This window comes from Acinetobacter sp. AS167, assembly GCF_037152175.1.
In the GTDB taxonomy this organism is placed as follows: domain Bacteria; phylum Pseudomonadota; class Gammaproteobacteria; order Pseudomonadales; family Moraxellaceae; genus Acinetobacter.
Genome location: NZ_JBBCMP010000001.1, coordinates 638,876 through 658,183, shown reverse-complemented (window position 1 = coordinate 658,183; position 19,308 = coordinate 638,876). Strand labels below are relative to the sequence as shown.

Sequence of the window (19,308 nt, the reverse complement as noted above, 5' to 3'; positions counted from 1 at the left end):
ACTCCGTGTTTATTTGCAGTTTAAGTTAAAGCTTGCAAAAGGGATTTGAGTTTTACTTTGCTCCAATATTTCTTTGGAAATATCGAATTGACAAGAATCAGTATTACTCCAATAAACGCTATAGCGTCCAGGATTTATATTTTGCATAAAAATTTGCTGACCTTGTCCTACTGTAGTCACTGCATTACCCAAAGCATCTTTCACTTGAGCACCCATTGGAATGAGCACCTCATTTGCGTGTTTAAGTTCAATTAAGGCTTTTGTGCTTTTTAATGCTTTAAAATCCACCAAAATACTGGCGTTTAATTTAGGTACAATTTGTAATTGGGTAGCATCAACATCGGTATTGAGTGGAATTGTATTGGGGTTTAAGTTGATACTATTGTATTGGTAAGGATTTAGATAGGGAATAATCGCATTGCCCCAGCGATCAATTTTAATATTATTTCCATTGGAGAGGCTGGTTCCCTCTAAGCCTTTGGCATGAATAATTGCAAAAGTATCATTTAAATCATTGGCTAAAGTAATGCCGTGTTGATGTGCAACAATAGCGCCTTGTGCTTGTAAAGAGTATTGATGCTGTTGGTCAAAGTCGGTTGCATAAGTTGATGCTAAATAAACCGGATTAGTTCGATAACTCAAAGAACTGCTGAAGAGATCTTTATCTTTACTATTTGAATAATTGAAGTTATAGCCGAACTGCTGATTTTCACCTAAATTTCCAAATATGCCGACTTGATTGGTATTGAGTGCATTATTATCTGGATAGACTTCACTACTTAGACGTAAATTACTATTTTTCTTTTTAAACGACAGAGGAATATTCACATTCACAAAGTATTGAGTGTCTTTATCTAATTTGTATTGATCATTTTGAGTATGTTGCATACCCACATAGTAACTGATGCCTTTAAAACTATTGCTATAGCTAATTTGATAAAATTTTTGTGTATTGATTTGATGCCAGAATTCATACTGTGAAAAACTGGCTGAAACAGCACCAAACTGATGACCTAGGTTCTGGCTCAGTTGAATATAGTTTGATGACTTGGGCCGACCATTAAGTACCAATGCAGCACTGTTTTTTTGAATATAACGATTCTGCATGGCTTCATCAAAGGAATAATACTGATCATTTCCATAAATAGTACTGTTTAAACTGATATTTGTTTTCGCACTGTTTAGTGCAAGATTATAGCGTAGCGTAACCAAAGAACTGTCTAAATTTTGGTTGGACTGGTTTATATCTGCTTTAACATAATTACTTTCTAAAGCAATACCGCCGAGTTTAGTATTGAATGCGGTTCCTAGAATATAGGATTGATAATGATCACTGACCAGTGCTGAACTGCTTACTGAGATAAAATCATTTAATCCATAATCAAAAGATGCATTGATTAATTTCTCATCATAGGATTTGCTATTTTGACGAAAAGTACCTGCTGCAATTTGATAACGATACTGTTGTGCGCGGATAGATTGAATAAAATTATTATAAGGTAAATCAAAACTGCGGATTTCACCATTTGCTTCAATAATATCTACATTTAATGTACCACCCGTCCCAGGTGTTTGGAGATCTGTAATATTAAATGCACCAGCAGGAACAGTGCGTTCCATAATAATTTGTTGATTTTGGCGAACGCGTATTAAAGCATTACTTTTTGCATAACCTGAAATTGTGGGTGCGTAACTTTGCAATGAAATCGGAAGCATTCTGTCATCACTAGCAAGCTGTACACCACGAATGGCAATACTCGAATTACTGTTGATGGTTTTTGTATTGGTATAGAAATCACCAAGAGTAAGCTGGGTTTTTAAACTAGGCAGTACTCGCATAAGTTTGTTTTCATAGCTGGTATATTGGCCTGAATGACTGCTATCTCCCATACTGGTGCTACCAGAATGACGGAATTGCCAATTATCAATATTGATACCAGAATTAATATTGAGAAAACTAGAATCTTGTTTGTTGTCCTGACCATAATCTGAATTATAGTAATTGTAGTAATATTTGAGAAAAGCACTATTTCCACCAGTTTCCCAAAGTGATGGATCTATATAGCCAAATGGTCGCTCATTTAACATCGATTGAGGGCTTGAAACATCCACACGTTGTTCTGCTATATTCAGTTTCCAGAATACGACATGATTCATTAAGCGTGTATCGATACAGTTTCCGCTCACTTTATCTAAATCGATAAGTTTATGATTGAAATCAAGCTGCTTAACAGTACTGCGTGGAATACAATAACGTTGCTTTTCAGGTGATTCAGGATCATCTGAAATATGTACAATAGAGCGAGTGATATAACGACCATTTAGGTAAATATCAAGGATGTAATCATTTGGCGCGACTTTATCGCTTGAAATAAATTTTTCAAGATCAATTGTTTTAGAATTTTGGCCGTATAAAAAGCTATTATCGAATTGTGGTGCTTGCGCTATAACATTTTGATTGCATAGATATAGACTTAGCGCCAAAACACTATACCTAAGTGTGAAATGTTTCAAGCACAATTCTCCCAATAATTTAGATTAAAACTGTTTCTCTATTGTCGATAAACTGCCGTAGTCATTGATTAAATAAAGCTGTACGGACTTAGCGTCTGATAAATTTTCGACCTCAATTTGTTGTTTTGAAAATGGTTCTATAAAACTTAGATTTTTAATTTCGTCTGGCGCACCATTTTTTAAAACAAGATTCGATTTACCAAAATTTAGGTAGTAAGGTGTCGGATTATTGATTTGTAATTGGTTATTTACACGCTGTACTTCAACTTTTTGAAACGCTTGTTGCTGTTCCATTTTGATGCCAATTGGTCGGTAAAACAGTTTTAAGCGGTTACGAATCGCAAATTGTAAGTAATTTGCTTCAGCTGTTGGCTTGGCTGGGATATCAAGTACGTTGAGCCAAAACAATGTTTCTCGATCAGTAGCAAGTTTTTGTTTTTGATTGAAAATGACACGTAAAGATTGACCTTTAGCAGCTTCAATCGTGGTTATTGGAGGGGTAACAATAAATGGGGCTTGGGTTGTGGTTGGATCTGCAATAATGTCTTTACTGTCCACCCATGATTGTACTAATGCAATTTGATCACCTACATTGGTTAATTGCACAGATACAAATTCTTTATCACTTGGGTAAATTACACGGGTACCTGTAATCACAACACCAGCATGAGCGGATGTAATCAAAGTACTAAGCATTAACAAGCTAGAAATAAAAAATAGTTTTCTCATTGAAAGACCCTTGGGAAGATGCAAGTCTGGTTAAGATATAAAAATTAACCAGACCTGTTTAAAAAACTTACAGACCCAAATGTTTAATTATTGATATACAACATAGTAAGTTGCAGTTGTGCTTACATCACCAGCGGTTGTTGCACCTGTTGCATAGTAACGTGCATAAAAATCAAGATTTGCAGAACCATTTGCAGTTGCAACATTTGAAGTCACAATGTTTTGACCTGTACGATCTTTAGTTAGGTCAATCACTGCTTTTGCAGAGTTTAATAATTGAATATTTACGTTTGTTGCACCGCCAGTGGTAACGGTATTGTTTAAACGACCTGCAGTATTAATATTTGCATTGGTGTTGTCATAATAAACACCTACATTACCTACAGGGCATGCTGTTAAATTAATAGTAAATTTAGTGTCGCCATTTGTTGTCGCCGCTGTCGCTAAAGTTGATTTACCTACAGTCGGTAAAACAACAGTGTAGTTACCAGCAGTACCACCAACTGTACAGGTTTGATCAACGATTTTTCCTGTAACTGTTACTGTACCATCAGCAGCCGCAAAAACTGTTGAAGATGCTAAACCTAAGCCAATGATCGCTAAACCCAATTGAATATTTTTCATAGAATTTCTCTCAATACTGCGTTGATTTGCCCTTTACTGGTACTTTCCTAATAAAGGGGAAGTGTTTAGGAGCTAAACAATAAGGGCTACTATAAATTTTTCCTAAATAAAAACAATGAAAAAAAGAGACAAATATCACATTATTTTTGTGTTACAAATACAATATAACGTTATTTGTTTTGGATTTATTTTTTATTATTTAAATACAAGAGGATATTTATAATTAATATGTTTATTTATTTTAACAAGAATTTGTTTCTGTTTACTAAAAAGTGACAAAAAATGTCACTTTTTGTGAATAGCGTCATATTATAGCAAATTATTTTGATCTGCTTATATTAAGCGAGAATAAGTTTTTAAGATTTTCTAAAATAATTTATTATCATGATTAATTAAATTTTGGATTTTATTTTAATACGCTGCATTGTACTAGATCATTTTCATTAAAAAAATTATTAACTTGAATTTAAATGATTTTTTAGTATTTTATTTAGCTTCTCTGTAAACTATTTTTAAATGCTTAAATCATCATAAAATCGCGTTCATCCTAGATTGCTTTTAAAAACAGAAGGTTTTTTTAATGCGACTTTGCTTCACTTAATATGATTACTTTTTTTTTATCAAAGAGATTAATTGTTTAGTTATGATGTAATGTTTGTTTAGTTATAAAGAATATATTTGGAAATAGCGCAGATAGATAAATTAAAAATAAAAAATTTAGTGTAAACATGGATGCAATGAATAAGAAAAATATAATTTTAATTTAATATTATTTTAAGTTTGTATAGGTTTTTAAATATATGAAAAAGAATTTATCTGTTGTAAGGATTAAAATCTAGAAAAGGCAGTGTTTTGAAAATTTTTATTTGGTGGAGTAAGTGAGGTGCTTCACAATGATCAAATATAAAACGAATTTTAAGCGCTTTAAGATTGATTGAATAAGTATCCATAAAAAATAAGCATAGAGATTAAAACAGTATATTCAATCAATAATTAAGCATGCGTAATCATTTGCATTATGCTGTTAAAAAAGCGCTTTGATTGTTGTAAAACGCTTTTTTAAGCTTTAATAGTTTTATTGGGCTAGCCAGAAAAACTCTGCAAAGCGAAATATTGTGGTGGTCAGCATTGCGATCACAATCGTCGTGATAAGGGAGTGATTTTTCCAAATCAGAAATAAACCCACCAATACCCCCATGATTTTGCCTAAGTCTGCCCAATCCGCACCTTCAAAAAAAGTACTGAGAATCGCAATAGAAAACAGTAAAGTTGTTGCGGCATCATTAAAGAGTTGCTCTTGATGTTGAGTGATTGTGAAATATTGGCTGAGGGAAAGTCCCGCATATCGAATCAGATAAGTACCCATCGCCAGCAGCATGATCCCGATCAAAATAATAAATTGTTGATGCATGTTATTTTCTTCCTACAAGCAAGCCAAATAATGACATAAGTATCGGAATCCCTAAGGGTAGAAATGGAAAAGTAGCGAGGCTGATGACTGCACCAGTCATTGCCGATTTTCGAGCAGATTTTCTTTTTAGTGTTTTAAAGGTAAGAGCAAACAATACGACAGGAAAAATCGTATCGATACCCAGTAATTTTGCATAAGCTAAATGGCTTCCCAATACATAACCGCTTAAAACGCCTATGGGCCAAGCAAATAAAATTCCGACTCCGCACAGCCAATAAGCACTCAGTTTTAGCTCATTTGAAGATTGGCTTAAACCAAATAAAACACTTTCATCATTCATAATATGTGTAGCAAAATATTTTAATTTATTTTTTTCTATAAAATGGGTAATCGCTAAACCAAAAGGCAGATGTCGTAAATTAATCAGCAATCCTACAATCGCAGCTGTAATCGGACTGCTTCCAGTAGCAATCATGCCAATGAAAGTAAACTCGGCAGCACCAGCCAAAACACAGATTGAAAGTAGTAAAGGTATCCAGATCGGCAGTTGATAATTGACTGCAAGCGTACCTAATGAAATCCCGATCAGTGCGGTTGCGATGCAGAGAATCACGATTGATTTTATCAGGGCCTTGGGTAAATTTTTTATTTCTTTATACTTCATTTAGATGAGCCTTGCTTGGGTTAATAAGATCGTTCGATAAAATGAACGATCATTTGTTATAATAGTTTGATTGTTATTGTTCGTCAAACAGAACGATCGTATTTTTTGGAAGAGTAATGTCTATACCAATTGAAATCATTGCAAATAATCTGCAAAAAGAAAGAAAAAGTGCTGCATTATCTTTGGGAGAAGTTGCTCGACGTGCAGGCATTGCGAAATCCACGCTTTCGCAACTTGAATCTGGGCAGGGTAATCCGAGTCTAGAAACTTTATGGGCACTTTGTGTGGCTTTAAATATTCCTTTTGCCAAACTTATGGAAGCACAAGCCCAAGCTACACAAGTGATTCGTTATGGCGAAGGCGCTTCAGTTGTTTCTGAAATATCAAATTATCAGGCTGTTTTGTTGGCAACATGCCCACCAAATGCACGACGAGACGTGTATATGCTTACAACCCAACCGGGTGAGCCGCGTTGCAGTAAACCGCATCCTATTGGTAGTGTTGAACATATTATTATCATGCAGGGCTCTGCCAAAGTCGGTTTATTAGACAGTGCTGAGTTGCTTCAAGCAGGGGACTATATTTCTTATCCCGCAGATCAAGCGCATATTTTTGAAGCACTAGAGCAAGATACACGTGCAATTTTGATTTCAGAGCAGAGATAAAGCATTCTTAATATTTAAGAAAAGTTGATTGATTTGTGATGAAGTCGATTTTCTGACTTTGTACATTGCGTGAATCGCTTTATAATGAGCGAAAATTTATGTGATGGAACTGAGATTCGTGAGTATTATTGTTGCCTTAGATGCAAAAAGCCAATATGACGCCCTAGCAATTGCTGATCAGCTTGACCCATCACTATGTCGTTTAAAAGTCGGTAAAGAACTATTTACTCATGAAGGCCCTCTTGTTGTGAAGGCACTACATGATAAGGGCTTTGAAGTATTCCTCGATTTAAAATTTCATGATATTCCAAACACAACCGCACAGGCGGTTTGTGCTGCGGCTGATTTGGGCGTATGGATGGTCAATGTCCATGCCTCTGGTGGGCGTAAAATGATGGAAACTTGTGTAGAACGGTTAAAAGCAGGTAACTATAAAACACAATTGATAGCGGTTACTGTTCTTACTTCAATGGAACGTGAAGACTTGCGTGATATTGGTTTAGATATTGAGCCATTTGAACAAGTGAAACGTCTGGCTAAATTGACTCAACAAAGTGGTCTGGATGGCGTGGTATGTTCGGCCCAGGAAGCCAAGATGTTACGTCAGGACTTAGGTGCCGAATTTGCTTTAGTAACACCTGGAATTCGTCCAGCTGGTGCAAATGCAGATGATCAAAAGCGTATTGTAACACCTAAGCAAGCCATGCTTGATGGTTCTACTCATTTAGTGATTGGTCGTCCAATTACTCAATCTGCACATCCAAGTAAAACCTTACAAGATATTTTAGCGACTCTATAAAAATAAACCCCTCTTTGTCATTGGATTAAGAGGGTGATTTTTTGATTTATATAATAAAAATTGCTGTGTATACACTGTAGTGTATCTGCGTTACTAGGTCTTTTTTCAGAAGTTTAAAAAACTTTTTATTCCAGTGATTCTATTGATCAGTATTGCTATCTCGTCAGATAAAGTACGATGGATGCCACATTCAGCACTTAATTTTAAAGTGCAGCTAGAACACTTACCGCAATTGGTGCCAATACCGACAGAACAAAACCACTGACCATTGCATGTGGAATATAATCATTGCCGCAAGCTTGTTTCACCATAGGTAAGGTGACATCCATTGCGGTTGCACCAGCAGAAGAAATTGCTGAACGTGGATAACGCCATCCAATCATATACATAAATAAAATGGCAAAAATCTCCCTAAATAAATCGTTCATTAACGCAATACTTCCCAGATGGGCATTCTTTAATTCAGTCACCACAATCCCTGTCATAGAATAGAAGCCGTAACCTTGCGAGAGCATGATTAAATCTTTCATACTGATGTCTTGAATCAAGAAAAATGCCGCAACAGCACCCAATAGTGAGCCAATCACGCAGGCAATCGGTACCAGCATAATTTTCCAGTTTAACCAAGAACGATCCAGTGGCGAGTAAGCCAGATCCAAGCCGATCAGTAACATGTAAACTAAAAGTAAATTCCATGTGCTGACATGTAGTGGAACATGGAAAAGGTGGGCCAACTCTGCTAAGCCATACCCTACAGCTAGTGCAATAAATGCATAGCTGATGTTGAGTAATGAACCCATCAATAATTCAGCAGAAACTTTACCTTGTGATGGTTTGTAGCCAATTGCTGTAAATACTAGATAACAACAAAAAAATGCACCCAATGATGTGCTGAATGCAATTGTGATGGAACTGGTGAGAATCTGTGCAGGGCTGGCAATATTATGAATTGTTTGAGAAAACTCCATTGCAATCGCAATTAAAAGAATATAGGTAAAATAAGGCAGTATTTTAAAAGCTATTTTTTCAATGGATTGTGGAATTCTGCGTGCTAAAATAAACCCTAAGCATAAACAAAATAAAAGTTGGAAAATAAGCCAAAGTGATTGCATGAAAAATAGATAGGCAATGGATACCTATCTATTATAGTCGAAGCACAGAAAAGCGGTTGAAAATTTATAGAAGAATATTAACCAAGTTTATGCAGCTTTTGATTTTTGCTTTGCGCTTTGCTCACGGCCTAATAAGCGGAAATCTGCTGGGTTTACTTTGCGAGTGCTGAGCCAAAATTTCCAGGTATAGGTTGGCCATAATGCAAAGTTTTTACCACCATCTTGTTGGTACCAACTGACACAGCCTGATTGCCATACAGTACCTTCAAGCTGTTTCTGTACATTTTCATTAAATTGATCTTGTACTTCAGCTTTTACCGTCACTGCTTGAGTCTGTGTTTTTGCAACCATTTGAATCAACTGCAAAATATAATTCACTTGAGATTCAATCATGAAAATTACAGAGTTATGCCCCAGTACGGTATTTGGACCAAGCAATTGAAATAGATTTGGAAAGCCTTTGGTGCTGATCCCATAAAAACTTTCTGCACCATCTTTCCATGCCGTTTTTAATTCAACGCCGTGTTCACCATAGCAATCAAATGATTTTAAATAGATGCGTGGGTCTGTAATAAAACCAGTACCATAAATTAAACAATCAATTTGACGTTCTTTGCCATCCTTTGTGATGATGCTATTTTCAGTAATTTCCTGAATTCCATCGGTAATTAATTCAACATTTTTACGGTTGAATGTTGGAAAGTATTTGTTGGAAATCAGAATACGCTTACAGCCCATAATATAGTCAGGGGTCAGTTTTCTGGCGATTTCTTTGTCTTTAACTTGGAATTTTATATAAGCTTCAGCAAGTTTCTGACCATATTTCATGATTTGTGGTTTTACAATGGGGACGACACGTGATTCATTTGACCAGTACAAGCGTGCACGGTGTAATTTCCTAAACCATTCAAAGCGACTAAATAGTTTTTTATCAAGTGCATTATAGGCACGTTCATCACGAGGAATTACCCAAGCAGGGGTTCTTTGAAATACATAAAGATTTTGCACCTTTGCAGCAATTTCAGGAATATATTGAATTGCACTACCACCAGTACCAATGGATGCTACATTTTTTTGATTTAAATTATAGTCATGCTTCCAATGTGATGAATGGAAAACTTCGCCTTTGAATTTTTCAAGCCCTTTAATTTTAGGAATCTGTGGTACATGCAATGGCCCTGATGCAAAAATAACAAATTGAGCCTCAATTTTTTGTCCACTTTTTAGTGTTAAATGCCAATTGAAATTATGCTCATCATAATGTGTAGAAACCACTTCTTGATTAAATTGGATGTATTTCTTTAAATTGAATTGCTGAATTAAATCTTGAATATAGTCAAAAATCTCAGGTGCTTCGGCATAACGTTTTGACCAATCCGTTTTGGGTGCAAAAGAAAGCGAGTACATATGTGATTGAACATCACACGCCGCACCCGGATACTGGTTCTCACGCCATGTACCGCCCACATCATCTGCTTTTTCTAAAATAATAAAATCATCAATATTGGCTTGCAATAGGCGGATCGCCATGGCTAAACCACCAAATCCCGATCCGATAATTGCAACTTGCGTTGATTGGGTTTTTGTTTCAGTCGTAGGGGCTGTACTCATTTTTGTTCGCTCTGACTTTTCCAGTTTTGCATAGAATATCGGAAATGCAGCGCTTGAAATATGATTGCACTGACACAAAAATTGATATATTCGGCAATTTGCAAAAAACCATCTTTGTAGTACAAAGTTTGGGTAGAAATCAAATGATGATCTAATGAAACGCTCGATTCTCGGTTTAATGTATTTAATTCATGGTATGCGTAATGCTGGAATCGATGTAGATTCACGACTTTCTAGCATTGGGATCAAAGCAGATGCACTCGATCCCAGCTCAATCATTCACCCCAGTTTAGAGTGGGATATACAAAAAGTGATTGGGCAGGGTGTGCAGCCAGAAACGGGGTTGTTTATTGGTCAGCATTATTCTTTGGCGGGCTATGGTCCATTGCTTATGCTCTTGGTGACCTGTGGTAATGTTGGTGATGCGATTCAAAATGGTGTTCATTATCAAGGTCTAACCTATTTATACGGTGTCTTAGGACTTGAGAAAGGTGATCATCAAATTGCATTAACTTACAAACCAGTAGATTTAGAAACAGAAATGGGCTTGTTGAGAGCACAATGCGAAATCTCTGGCACTTATAAATTTCTGGATGATATTTATAAAATGATGGGACTTACAGCGCCCAGCGTGAGAATCGAATTACCTTTTCAGCAGCCTCAGGATTTAAATGTATTAAAGCAATATCATGATTATTACGGTTCGGATTTACATTTTAATTGTGAAAAAGCTGCTTTTTGGATCAATGAAGATGTGATGCAACTGCCGATTCCCTCCGCAGATCCGATCACACATCGGGTTTACGAAGCCAAGTGTATTGCTGAAATTGAGCGATTAAATGCTGAAGAACAGAAAATTGCGCCATTGATTCAACGGGTAAATGATTATTTGGAATTACAGCAAGGGATTATTCCCTCGATGGCCGAAGTAGCTCAGGCGTTGAATGTGCCTGAAAGAACCTTACGCCATCAGTTGCAGCAATTAAATACCAGCTATAAACAAATTCGAGAACAGCTGATTAAGCACAAAGCATTGCGATTAATTGAATATAAGGAATATTCAATTGAGGTGATTGCTGAATTACTTGGCTACTCAGAACCCGCTGCATTTAATCATGCTTTTAAACGTTGGTTTGGGCAAAGCCCGCGTCAATATGGTAAATAAACAGGTAGTGCTGATATGAGATATAGAGTTAGAATTATCCCAAAGTTTTATTTATCAAAAATGAATATTCGATATACTTCCTTTAGCCTTTAAAAGTAACAAAATGATATGTTAGATCAGAATACAACTTCAACAGCATTTACTCCCGTATCACCCGCTGAGCGTTATGCAAAAGCATTGTCATCTGGACAGTTTTTACCAGATGATGCTCAGGCTCAAGCAGTACATGAGTTGGAGCGGGTATGGCAAGAATTGATCAATCGTTATAAAGCATCGAAGAAAGCTTTTCGTCGTTTCCGTCGTCAAACTGCACCGAGAGGTGTATATATGTGGGGCGGTGTCGGGCGTGGAAAAACATGGCTCATGGATCAATTTTACGATTCGATTCCTTTTCGCCGTAAAACCCGTATGCATTTTCATCACTTTATGCAGTTTGTGCATAAGGAGTTAAACAAGCTTTCTGGGCAGCGTAATCCGTTAGATATCGTTGCAGATCAAATTTATAAAGAAGCTGTAGTAATTTGTTTTGACGAGTTCTTTGTGTCGAATGTAACGGATGCAATGATTCTCAGTGATTTATTTCAAAAATTATTTACCCGTGGCATTACCTTGATTGCCACATCAAATATTGCCCCAGATGGTTTATATAAAAATGGAATCCATCGTGATCGTTTTATTCCAACGATTGAAATGGTGAAAAAACACTGTGTGGTATTGAATGTTGATGCGGGTGTTGACTATCGTTTACGGGTATTAAAACAAGCGCAATTGTTTAAATCACCACTGACAGATGATAATAAAGTCTGGATGGCAAAGCGTTTTAATGCATTAACCACATCGCAAACAGTGTCAGAAGAACCAATTACGATTAATAACCGTGTTGTTGAAACTTTAGGCCATACCGAAGATGTATTGTGGTGTGAGTTTAGAGAACTCTGTATGAAACCGCGTAGCCCATCGGATTTTATTGAAATTGCCAATATTTATAATACCGTTTTGGTGAGTAATGTTCCGCACTTAACTGATTTGCTGTCAGAAGGTACACGTCGTTTTATTTATCTGGTAGATGAGTTTTATGATCGTGGAGTAAAGCTATTACTGACCTCTCAAGACTCGATTATTGAAATTTATGATGGAGAGAAGCTGGCTTTTGAAATTGAACGTACACGTTCTCGTTTACTCGAAATGCAATCAGATGAATATTTGCAGTCAGAGCATCGTTTGATTAAAGGCAATAGTGAGTTAGAAGTAGAATAATCATCCTTAGAAAGATGTAAAAAAGCGATCCTATCATTGATAAGATCGCTTTTTTTATGGGGGATACTGTCATCAGTATACATTTTGCAAGGATTGTCTGAGCAATCTATTTAAGGAGTCTCAGCCTATTTTAGATATACGTGATAAGATTAAAATGATCCTACAAAGCAGTTTCAGTTGTATTCACTTGATGATTAAAACAATTAACCCACCTGAATTTCAGTATTTGGATGGCGAACACGACTTTTATTCGGTGTCGCAATCAAATACGCAAGTGTTAGTGGTCCTAAGCGTCCAGCAAACATTAGACAAATTAAAGCGATTTGGCTTCCTGCATGCAAATTTTCTGTGATCCCTCGAGATAGGCCGACAGTACAAGCCGCAGAAACGGCTTCAAATAGTAAGTCTAAAAACTTTTTATCAGGTTCTAGAATCAGTAGGGTAAAAAAGCCAATCAAGATCAGTAACGATGTAATCGAAATGACTGCAAGAGCTTTAAACGTGGCTTGATGAGAAACAGAATGTCCAAAAACAGTAATTTCATCTGAACGCTTTAAAAAGGTAATGACACTTAAAATCATAATAATGAATGTGCCGACTTTAATTCCACCCGCAGTACTTAATGAGCCGCCACCAATAAACATCAATACCATGGTAATTAAGGTTGATGCATTGGTCATGCTGCTGACTTCCAAGCTGTTAAAACCTGATGAACGAGGTACAGTGGCATGGAACCATGCATTTAAAGCTTGATCACCAATAGACATGGGGGCAAGTGTTAAGGGGTTAGAAGCTTCGATTGCCCAAATAACAATAAAAGCAAAGAGGTTTAAGCCAGCAATCGTAGACAGAATTAACTTACTATTGGTAGAAAGCTTTTTCCAACGCTTGGCTCTTTTTATATCCATCAAGACAACAAAACCAATTCCACCGATGATATACAGCATACTGATGGTAAATGTCACCATATACTGGTCAGAGAAGCTCATTAAGCTATTGGGGAATAAAGAAAACCCACCATTATTAAAAGCAGAAATACTATAAAAAAGCGCATAAAAAAATGCATGTTCAAGGTCATAGTGATGTGACCAAGCCATGGTTAGAATCCCTGTACCAATCGCTTCAAAGAACAATGAGTAAAGAAAAACCCCTTTTACTGTAAAGGTCGCTTTGGCCAAACTGGTTTGACCAATAGTTTCCTGTGCCATGACTTGCTGCCGAATACCAACTTTTGAGGAAAGACTCAAAGCAGCTAAGATTGCAAAAGTCATAAAACCTAAGCCGCCGCATTGGATCAGTATCATCACCACAACTTGACCAAAAGTGGTTAAGGAGTCGCCAATATTGACGACAGATAGCCCAGTGATAGTCACAGCAGAGGTTGCAGTAAACAGGGCCTCTAGCCATGTCAAATTGCCTTGATTAGCAAAGGGAAGTTTAAGGAATAGTGTTCCGATGATAATGAAGCTTAAAAAACCTAAAGCAAGTAAGCTCGGTGGGCTGAGATTAATACTATTGTGTTTTTTGTTGATTAGTTCTTTTTTAGATAAACGCATAGTTATAACTATAAGAAACGAATCGAAAATTGTCTTAACATTTCTACAGGCCCTTCAAGGATTAAAATATCCTTTTCCTGTAAAATCGTCCCCGGTGCAATATCATACAGTACATGTGAACCGCGTTGTAATAACAAGGTTGTAAGTTCGGGGGTATTTTCCATGACCGTTTGAAATTGCGCGCCTTGTAAATTTGCACCTATTTCAATTTTGACGATATAGCGATCATTATTTAACGCCATATAACGTCTCACCATTGGATAACTAAGTGATTGTGCAACACGAATCCCCATATCTTCTTCAGGGTGAATGATTTTTGTAATGCCTAAATGAGACAAAATCATATGATGTGATTTAGATTTGGCTTTTACAAAGATTTTTTCGATACCCAAATTTTTTAAATGCAGTACGCATAGAATACTGGCTTCAATATCTTCACCAATGGCAACCACCACGGCATCACAATTTTTGATATTCAGTTCATCTAACACATGTTCATCGGTAGCATCTGCAATAACTGCATGACTGATTTTATCGGCAATGTTTTCTACATTTTTCTTTAATGTATCAATACCTATTACATCGTGATTTAAGTTGGTGAGTTCTAGTGCAACTGCTTCACCAAAACTGCCTAAACCGATGACAGCGAATTGCGCCATTCTACAAAGTCCTTATCCCGACACTGATTTTGTGTTGGTATGATCATATTCAATTTTTATATATTTTATCTTTAAAGTATTGCAACGCCAATCTACAAACTGAGAATAAAAAGCGATAAATGTAAATAAAACCAGATTTATGTCATAAAAACTTAAAATTGATCCGATATCATTGCTTTGAAATTTAAAAATGCAAAGCCAAGATTGGGCTTTTGATCCAAGAATAAAAAATGGATGATAAAAAAATGGACGATAAGAAAATTTTTAAAATTCTCCAACATTGGTTCCCAGCATTGGAGCAAAGAGATATTCCCAAAAAGAAATATCGTAAACGTTTTGTCGAGTTTCTCAGTTGGATCGAAGCTGAAAAGTTTGGTGGGCGATTTCGTGGATATTTAATGAAAATTGATCGTATGCAATTTCATGAAAATGAGATTGAGCGTTGTGCTGTTTTTCATGAATATGCAGTAGATAGCTTAGGAATTCAAACTCAAATTCGTGAAAGAGCGAAGCCTTTATTTGATCATTATGAAGTACACAAAGATGTTATTGGACGCTATTACAATGTTCAAGATCAAGTTTATGATGTTGTTTTTGAAGAAATATTAAAACAGGCCAGACAACATGATCATGAACTGTTGCTGATTTATGCTGAAGACTATTATTGGTTGATTGTACCGAATCATGAATATAAAATTGAAAAGTTCTGCAAGTGTTTTAATAAGCAATTTCATGATGAAGATGTCAGTATAGAACACTATGCATTATTTGACTGTTCAAGATCGACTTAGTTTTTGCTATTAATTCAACTTATTGATAATAAAATAGAGAGATATCCATGTCACAGAAAATATATTCATTACTTCAACATTTAATTCCCGAGCTAAATGCACAAAAAATTCCTCAAAATACTGAATTTTATAGTTTTAGTGAATGGATAAATCAACAGCATGATTTTCTGCATTATATTGAATTAAAAGAATATTATGACAATGGAATTGAAAATGATTTCTACTTTAACCAGTACAATATTGATACTGAGCAATTGCAAAATGAAATCGAAGTTGCAATAGCAGAAGTATTTGATCAGTACGATGAGGAAGATGATGACGTCTCATTTGATAATCAAATCGATGCGATGGAACAAACCGAAGAAATTATTTTTGATAAAATTAAAGTGACTGCCAATCTACATCAGCTTTCTTTATTGGTGGTCTATCGAGAGAATCCATATTGGATGCTTGTGCCGACACAAGATGAGCAACAGTTAAATCAAATTGTGGATGCTTTTAATGACGCATTTAATGATGATGGTGATTTAAATATGGCGATTTATTAAGTTAACTTTTTCGAATTGTTCTGATTTTATAAAAAATAGCCCATAAAAAATTTATAGGCTATTTCTATTTTGAAGCTCTTTCTATTTTAAGAAACGTTGATAACCTAAGTTATTGGTAATTTCTTGATATGGGTAATTGATATTTTCCAAAGTCTCAATCAGTCCATCTGGATTCTGTACCGCATCTTCTGCATCCAAGCCAACCAAAACACGACCTTCTGCTGCACCGTGATTACGATAATGGAATAGGCTAATGTTATGGGTTGGACCAAGACGCTCTAAGAATGTTAATAAAGCACCTGGGCGTTCTGGAAACTCAACACGGAACAAACGTTCATTGGCAATATCAGCATGACCACCAATCAAATAACGGATATGCAATTTTGCAACTTCATCATCCGATAAATCATCGACATCATAATGTAATTTCATTGCTTCATAGATGTCATGACGTTCTTTTTCACCAGCCTTTAGGCTAATACCGACAAAGACTTGAGCGGCAGATGCATCACTGGCACGATAGTTAAACTCAGTGATATTACGTCCTTGCAAAGCACGACAGAAATTCAGGAAAGAACCTTTTTCTTCTGGAATGGTCACTGCAAAAATAGCTTCTTTACGTTCACCGAGTTCGGTACGTTCAGCAATATAACGTAAACGGTCAAAGTTCATATTGGCACCACAAACAATTGACACCATATTTTTGCCTTCAAGACCATGCTCAGCGACGTACTTTTTGATACCTGCAAGTGCCATCGCACCTGATGGTTCTACAATACTACGACATTCATCATAGGTATCTTTGATTGCTGTACAGATTTCATCTGTGTTGACCAAGACGACATCACGTTCAACAATTGGACCTGAGTTATCAGATTTTTGTAGTTGAATCACTTCAAATGGCTTTTCACCAATTTGAGCAACAGCTGTACCATCTGCAAATAATCCTACAGAAGGGAGTACCACACGTTGATTCGCTTCAAATGCTGCTTTTAAACATGCAGATTCATCATATTCGACAGGAATAATTTTGACATGCGGAGCAACATCACCAAGATATGCTGCTACACCTGCAATTAAACCACCACCGCCCACAGCAACAAATACGTATTCAACATCACGCCATTGACGCAATATTTCATTGGCAATTGTACCTTGGCCGGCCATGACCAGTTCATCATCATAAGGCGGAATAAAGGTTAAACCTTCGTCGTTTGCGCGTTGAATCGCATATTTGTTAGCAACATCAAATGAGTCGCCGTGAAGCACAACATCACCACCCAAACGCTTTACTGCTTGAACTTTAATGTCAGGGGTGGTTTTTGGCATCACAATAATGGCGCGAATACCTAACTTTTGACCAGATAAAGCCACGCCCTGAGCATGGTTACCTGCTGAAGCAGTAATAACGCCACGTTCCAACTGAGATTTCGGTAATTGACTAATACGGTTATACGCACCGCGTAGTTTGAAGGAAAAGACAGGTTGTAAATCTTCGCGTTTAAAGCGAATGTTATTGTTTAGTTTTTCACTAATTCGTGGCGCTGCTTCGAGTGGGGTTTCGATTGCAACGTCATACACCGTTGCCTGTAATATTTGTCGAACCAAACGAGACAGCATGTTAATTTTCCATCTAACAGTTTAAAATGAGCGCTCATTGTAACAAACCGTTGTACCTTTGCGTTTTAAAATTATGCAAAATGTGCAGGAAATTGAAATTTTATTGAGAGATGTCATGAGCCTTTATGCAACCCAGGACGAGAAAAAACAAGCTGCAGCCCAAGCCGCTTTAAAACACTTACCAAGAGGGGGCATTTTGGGAGTTGGTACTGGTAGTACAGTGAACTTCTTAATTGAATTATTACCTCAGTTACAACTCGAAGCAGCAGTTGCCAGTTCAGAAGCAACGGCTCAACGTCTTAAGAAATTAGGTATTGAGGTGGTTGATATGAACCATGTCAGTGGTTTAGATGCTTATGTGGATGGTGCTGATGAAATTGACCGTCATTTACATATGATTAAAGGCGGGGGGGCTGCACTCACGCGTGAAAAAATCGTGGCATCTATTGCGAAAAAGTTTGTATGTATTGTTGATGACTCGAAATGGGTCGATCAGTTAGGCCGTGAATTTCCTTTGCCTATTGAAGTGATTCCTATGGCACGTTCAGCAGTAGCACGTAAAATTGTATCACTAGGCGGTGACCCAGTTTATCGTGAAGGTGTGGTAACGGATAACGGTAATGTCATTCTAGATGTGTATAACTTAAATATTTTGAATGCATTAGAGGTCGAAAAAACCATTAACGATATTCCTGGAGTGGTGTGTAACGGTATTTTTGCGATCAATAAAGCTGATGTTGCTGTAGTTGCGACCAATAACGGTATTGAAGAGCGTACCGCAGGATAAAAAATTTCCCCTAACTTCTGCTCGAGTAAAAATGAGGCTTCCTCCTTGCCTTTAAAGAACGGTTGGGGGAGATTCTAAAAATAAGCGTATTATGACTGCAAATCTTCCTGAAATTAAAATCACTCATCATGCACGGGCAACACGCTTGCGTTTACGTGTTGAACCAACACAGATTCGCTTAACTGTGCCTAAGTATTGTAGCCAACGTCAGATTCAGCATTTTTTACACGAGTCTAAACAATGGATGATTGAGACCTGGCATAAACAGCAGGAAAAAATACAGCAAGTTGATCAGATATTACCGACAAGCTTGCAACTGTTTAATTTAAAACACCCCATAGAAATTATTTATAAAACTCAAAAAAATAGCTATATTTTAGATGAGCAAAAGCCTCAATTATTTGTCAGCGACCGTCAGCCTGAAAACTATTTAAAAGCTTTTGTAATTGCTTATGCAAAGCATTATTTACCAATCTATTTAAAGCAAGTCAGTGATGAAACTCGTTTAAAGTTTGGACAGTGTGCTGTTCGACACCCAAAAACACGTTGGGGAAGTTGTACAGCCCGTCATGATATTATGCTCAATAGTGCCTTGGTTTTATTTGATCAACAAATTACCCGTTATGTCTGTGTACATGAATTGGCACATACCAAACATTTTGATCATAGCGCTGCTTTTTGGTTTGAAGTTGAAAAGCATGATCAACACTATCAGCAGCATCGTAAAGTTTTAAAAGGTAGCGTAATGCCTTGGTGGTGGGCGTAATAAAATAAGTAAATTTCTAGATTGAATTAA

The 19,308-nt window shown here is 36.6% G+C and carries 18 protein-coding genes; 8 read left to right on the top strand and 10 right to left on the bottom strand.

Annotated elements, in window-relative coordinates; translation table 11 throughout:
* Positions 1-9: 9 nt before the first annotated feature.
* The 5 genes from WFN33_RS03205 to WFN33_RS03185 form a co-directional block, all read right to left on the bottom strand.
* Positions 10-2,514, bottom strand: a complete 2,505-nt coding sequence (locus WFN33_RS03205; protein ID WP_336951418.1) for a fimbria/pilus outer membrane usher protein — start codon at positions 2,512-2,514, stop codon at positions 10-12.
* 24 nt (positions 2,515-2,538) lie between these two features.
* Positions 2,539-3,243, bottom strand: coding sequence for a fimbrial biogenesis chaperone (locus tag WFN33_RS03200; RefSeq protein ID WP_336951417.1), 705 nt, complete (start codon positions 3,241-3,243; stop codon positions 2,539-2,541).
* Between the two features lie 87 nt (positions 3,244-3,330).
* Positions 3,331-3,867, bottom strand: coding sequence for a fimbrial protein (locus WFN33_RS03195; RefSeq protein WP_004821263.1), 537 nt, complete (start codon positions 3,865-3,867; stop codon positions 3,331-3,333).
* A gap of 1,075 nt (positions 3,868-4,942) precedes the next feature.
* Positions 4,943-5,278: an AzlD domain-containing protein gene (locus WFN33_RS03190; protein ID WP_336951416.1), complete on the bottom strand. Its 336-nt coding sequence runs from the start codon at positions 5,276-5,278 to the stop codon at positions 4,943-4,945.
* 1 nt (position 5,279) lies between these two features.
* A complete protein-coding gene (locus tag WFN33_RS03185; RefSeq protein ID WP_336951414.1) occupies positions 5,280-5,942 on the bottom strand; it encodes an AzlC family ABC transporter permease in 663 nt (220 codons plus the stop codon).
* A 116-nt stretch (positions 5,943-6,058) separates the two neighbouring features.
* Here WFN33_RS03185 and WFN33_RS03180 point away from each other — a divergent pair, with 116 nt between their 5' ends.
* Both WFN33_RS03180 and pyrF read left to right on the top strand, forming a co-directional pair.
* Positions 6,059-6,607 carry a helix-turn-helix domain-containing protein gene (locus WFN33_RS03180; protein ID WP_004720777.1) on the top strand — a complete coding sequence of 183 codons (549 nt, stop codon included), beginning with the start codon at positions 6,059-6,061 and terminating at the stop codon, positions 6,605-6,607.
* Between the two features lie 103 nt (positions 6,608-6,710).
* A complete protein-coding gene (gene pyrF / locus WFN33_RS03175; protein WP_336951413.1) occupies positions 6,711-7,406 on the top strand; it encodes an orotidine-5'-phosphate decarboxylase in 696 nt (231 codons plus the stop codon).
* Positions 7,407-7,609: 203 nt separating this feature from the next.
* Here pyrF and WFN33_RS03170 read toward each other — a convergent pair whose 3' ends face one another.
* On the bottom strand, positions 7,610-8,518 hold the full coding sequence (locus WFN33_RS03170; RefSeq protein ID WP_336951411.1) for a lysine exporter LysO family protein: 909 nt from the start codon (positions 8,516-8,518) through the stop codon (positions 7,610-7,612).
* Positions 8,519-8,605: 87 nt separating this feature from the next.
* Positions 8,606-10,129, bottom strand: a complete 1,524-nt coding sequence (locus WFN33_RS03165) for a flavin-containing monooxygenase (protein WP_336951410.1) — start codon at positions 10,127-10,129, stop codon at positions 8,606-8,608.
* Positions 10,130-10,283: 154 nt separating this feature from the next.
* On the opposite strand from WFN33_RS03165, the gene WFN33_RS03160 reads away from it, so the two are divergent.
* Together WFN33_RS03160 and zapE are read left to right on the top strand one after the other, a co-directional pair.
* Positions 10,284-11,294 carry an AraC family transcriptional regulator gene (locus WFN33_RS03160; protein ID WP_336951409.1) on the top strand — a complete coding sequence of 337 codons (1,011 nt, stop codon included), beginning with the start codon at positions 10,284-10,286 and terminating at the stop codon, positions 11,292-11,294.
* A 108-nt stretch (positions 11,295-11,402) separates the two neighbouring features.
* Positions 11,403-12,551 carry a cell division protein ZapE gene (gene zapE / locus WFN33_RS03155; RefSeq protein WP_004720770.1) on the top strand — a complete coding sequence of 383 codons (1,149 nt, stop codon included), beginning with the start codon at positions 11,403-11,405 and terminating at the stop codon, positions 12,549-12,551.
* Positions 12,552-12,754: 203 nt separating this feature from the next.
* Here the strand turns inward: zapE and WFN33_RS03150 are convergent, their stop codons facing one another.
* Together WFN33_RS03150 and WFN33_RS03145 are read right to left on the bottom strand one after the other, a co-directional pair.
* On the bottom strand, positions 12,755-14,107 hold the full coding sequence (locus WFN33_RS03150; protein ID WP_336951408.1) for a TrkH family potassium uptake protein: 1,353 nt from the start codon (positions 14,105-14,107) through the stop codon (positions 12,755-12,757).
* Between the two features lie 8 nt (positions 14,108-14,115).
* On the bottom strand, positions 14,116-14,766 hold the full coding sequence (locus tag WFN33_RS03145; protein ID WP_004720766.1) for a potassium channel family protein: 651 nt from the start codon (positions 14,764-14,766) through the stop codon (positions 14,116-14,118).
* Between the two features lie 245 nt (positions 14,767-15,011).
* On the opposite strand from WFN33_RS03145, the gene WFN33_RS03140 reads away from it, so the two are divergent.
* Together WFN33_RS03140 and WFN33_RS03135 are read left to right on the top strand one after the other, a co-directional pair.
* Positions 15,012-15,557: a hypothetical protein gene (locus WFN33_RS03140; RefSeq protein WP_336951480.1), complete on the top strand. Its 546-nt coding sequence runs from the start codon at positions 15,012-15,014 to the stop codon at positions 15,555-15,557.
* A 47-nt stretch (positions 15,558-15,604) separates the two neighbouring features.
* Positions 15,605-16,105: a hypothetical protein gene (locus WFN33_RS03135; RefSeq protein ID WP_336951407.1), complete on the top strand. Its 501-nt coding sequence runs from the start codon at positions 15,605-15,607 to the stop codon at positions 16,103-16,105.
* Between the two features lie 81 nt (positions 16,106-16,186).
* Here the strand turns inward: WFN33_RS03135 and ilvA are convergent, their stop codons facing one another.
* Complete coding sequence (ilvA, locus tag WFN33_RS03130) at positions 16,187-17,725, bottom strand: threonine ammonia-lyase, biosynthetic (RefSeq protein ID WP_336951405.1); 1,539 nt, start codon at positions 17,723-17,725, stop codon at positions 16,187-16,189.
* A gap of 115 nt (positions 17,726-17,840) precedes the next feature.
* Here ilvA and rpiA point away from each other — a divergent pair, with 115 nt between their 5' ends.
* Entirely contained in the window at positions 17,841-18,512 is a 672-nt protein-coding gene (gene rpiA / locus WFN33_RS03125) for a ribose-5-phosphate isomerase RpiA (protein ID WP_336951404.1), read from the top strand.
* A 91-nt stretch (positions 18,513-18,603) separates the two neighbouring features.
* Entirely contained in the window at positions 18,604-19,278 is a 675-nt protein-coding gene (locus WFN33_RS03120) for a M48 family metallopeptidase (protein WP_336951403.1), read from the top strand.
* Positions 19,279-19,308 lie beyond the last annotated feature (30 nt).

Bases quoted from the DNA above. Each gene is read 5' to 3' on its own strand.
- WFN33_RS03165 (WP_336951410.1), bottom strand. From the start codon at position 10,129: ATGAGTACAGCCCCTACGACTGAAACAAAAACCCAATCAACGCAAGTT.
- WFN33_RS03135 (WP_336951407.1), top strand. From the start codon at position 15,605: ATGTCACAGAAAATATATTCATTACTTCAACATTTAATTCCCGAGCTA.
- zapE (WP_004720770.1), top strand. From the start codon at position 11,403: ATGTTAGATCAGAATACAACTTCAACAGCATTTACTCCCGTATCACCC.
- WFN33_RS03145 (WP_004720766.1), bottom strand. From the start codon at position 14,766: ATGGCGCAATTCGCTGTCATCGGTTTAGGCAGTTTTGGTGAAGCAGTT.
- WFN33_RS03185 (WP_336951414.1), bottom strand. From the start codon at position 5,942: ATGAAGTATAAAGAAATAAAAAATTTACCCAAGGCCCTGATAAAATCA.
- WFN33_RS03140 (WP_336951480.1), top strand. From the start codon at position 15,012: ATGGACGATAAGAAAATTTTTAAAATTCTCCAACATTGGTTCCCAGCA.
- WFN33_RS03180 (WP_004720777.1), top strand. From the start codon at position 6,059: ATGTCTATACCAATTGAAATCATTGCAAATAATCTGCAAAAAGAAAGA.
- WFN33_RS03160 (WP_336951409.1), top strand. From the start codon at position 10,284: ATGAAACGCTCGATTCTCGGTTTAATGTATTTAATTCATGGTATGCGT.
- rpiA (WP_336951404.1), top strand. From the start codon at position 17,841: ATGAGCCTTTATGCAACCCAGGACGAGAAAAAACAAGCTGCAGCCCAA.
- WFN33_RS03190 (WP_336951416.1), bottom strand. From the start codon at position 5,278: ATGCATCAACAATTTATTATTTTGATCGGGATCATGCTGCTGGCGATG.
- WFN33_RS03170 (WP_336951411.1), bottom strand. From the start codon at position 8,518: ATGCAATCACTTTGGCTTATTTTCCAACTTTTATTTTGTTTATGCTTA.
- WFN33_RS03120 (WP_336951403.1), top strand. From the start codon at position 18,604: ATGACTGCAAATCTTCCTGAAATTAAAATCACTCATCATGCACGGGCA.
- WFN33_RS03195 (WP_004821263.1), bottom strand. From the start codon at position 3,867: ATGAAAAATATTCAATTGGGTTTAGCGATCATTGGCTTAGGTTTAGCA.
- WFN33_RS03200 (WP_336951417.1), bottom strand. From the start codon at position 3,243: ATGAGAAAACTATTTTTTATTTCTAGCTTGTTAATGCTTAGTACTTTG.
- pyrF (WP_336951413.1), top strand. From the start codon at position 6,711: ATGGAACTGAGATTCGTGAGTATTATTGTTGCCTTAGATGCAAAAAGC.
- WFN33_RS03150 (WP_336951408.1), bottom strand. From the start codon at position 14,107: ATGCGTTTATCTAAAAAAGAACTAATCAACAAAAAACACAATAGTATT.
- ilvA (WP_336951405.1), bottom strand. From the start codon at position 17,725: ATGCTGTCTCGTTTGGTTCGACAAATATTACAGGCAACGGTGTATGAC.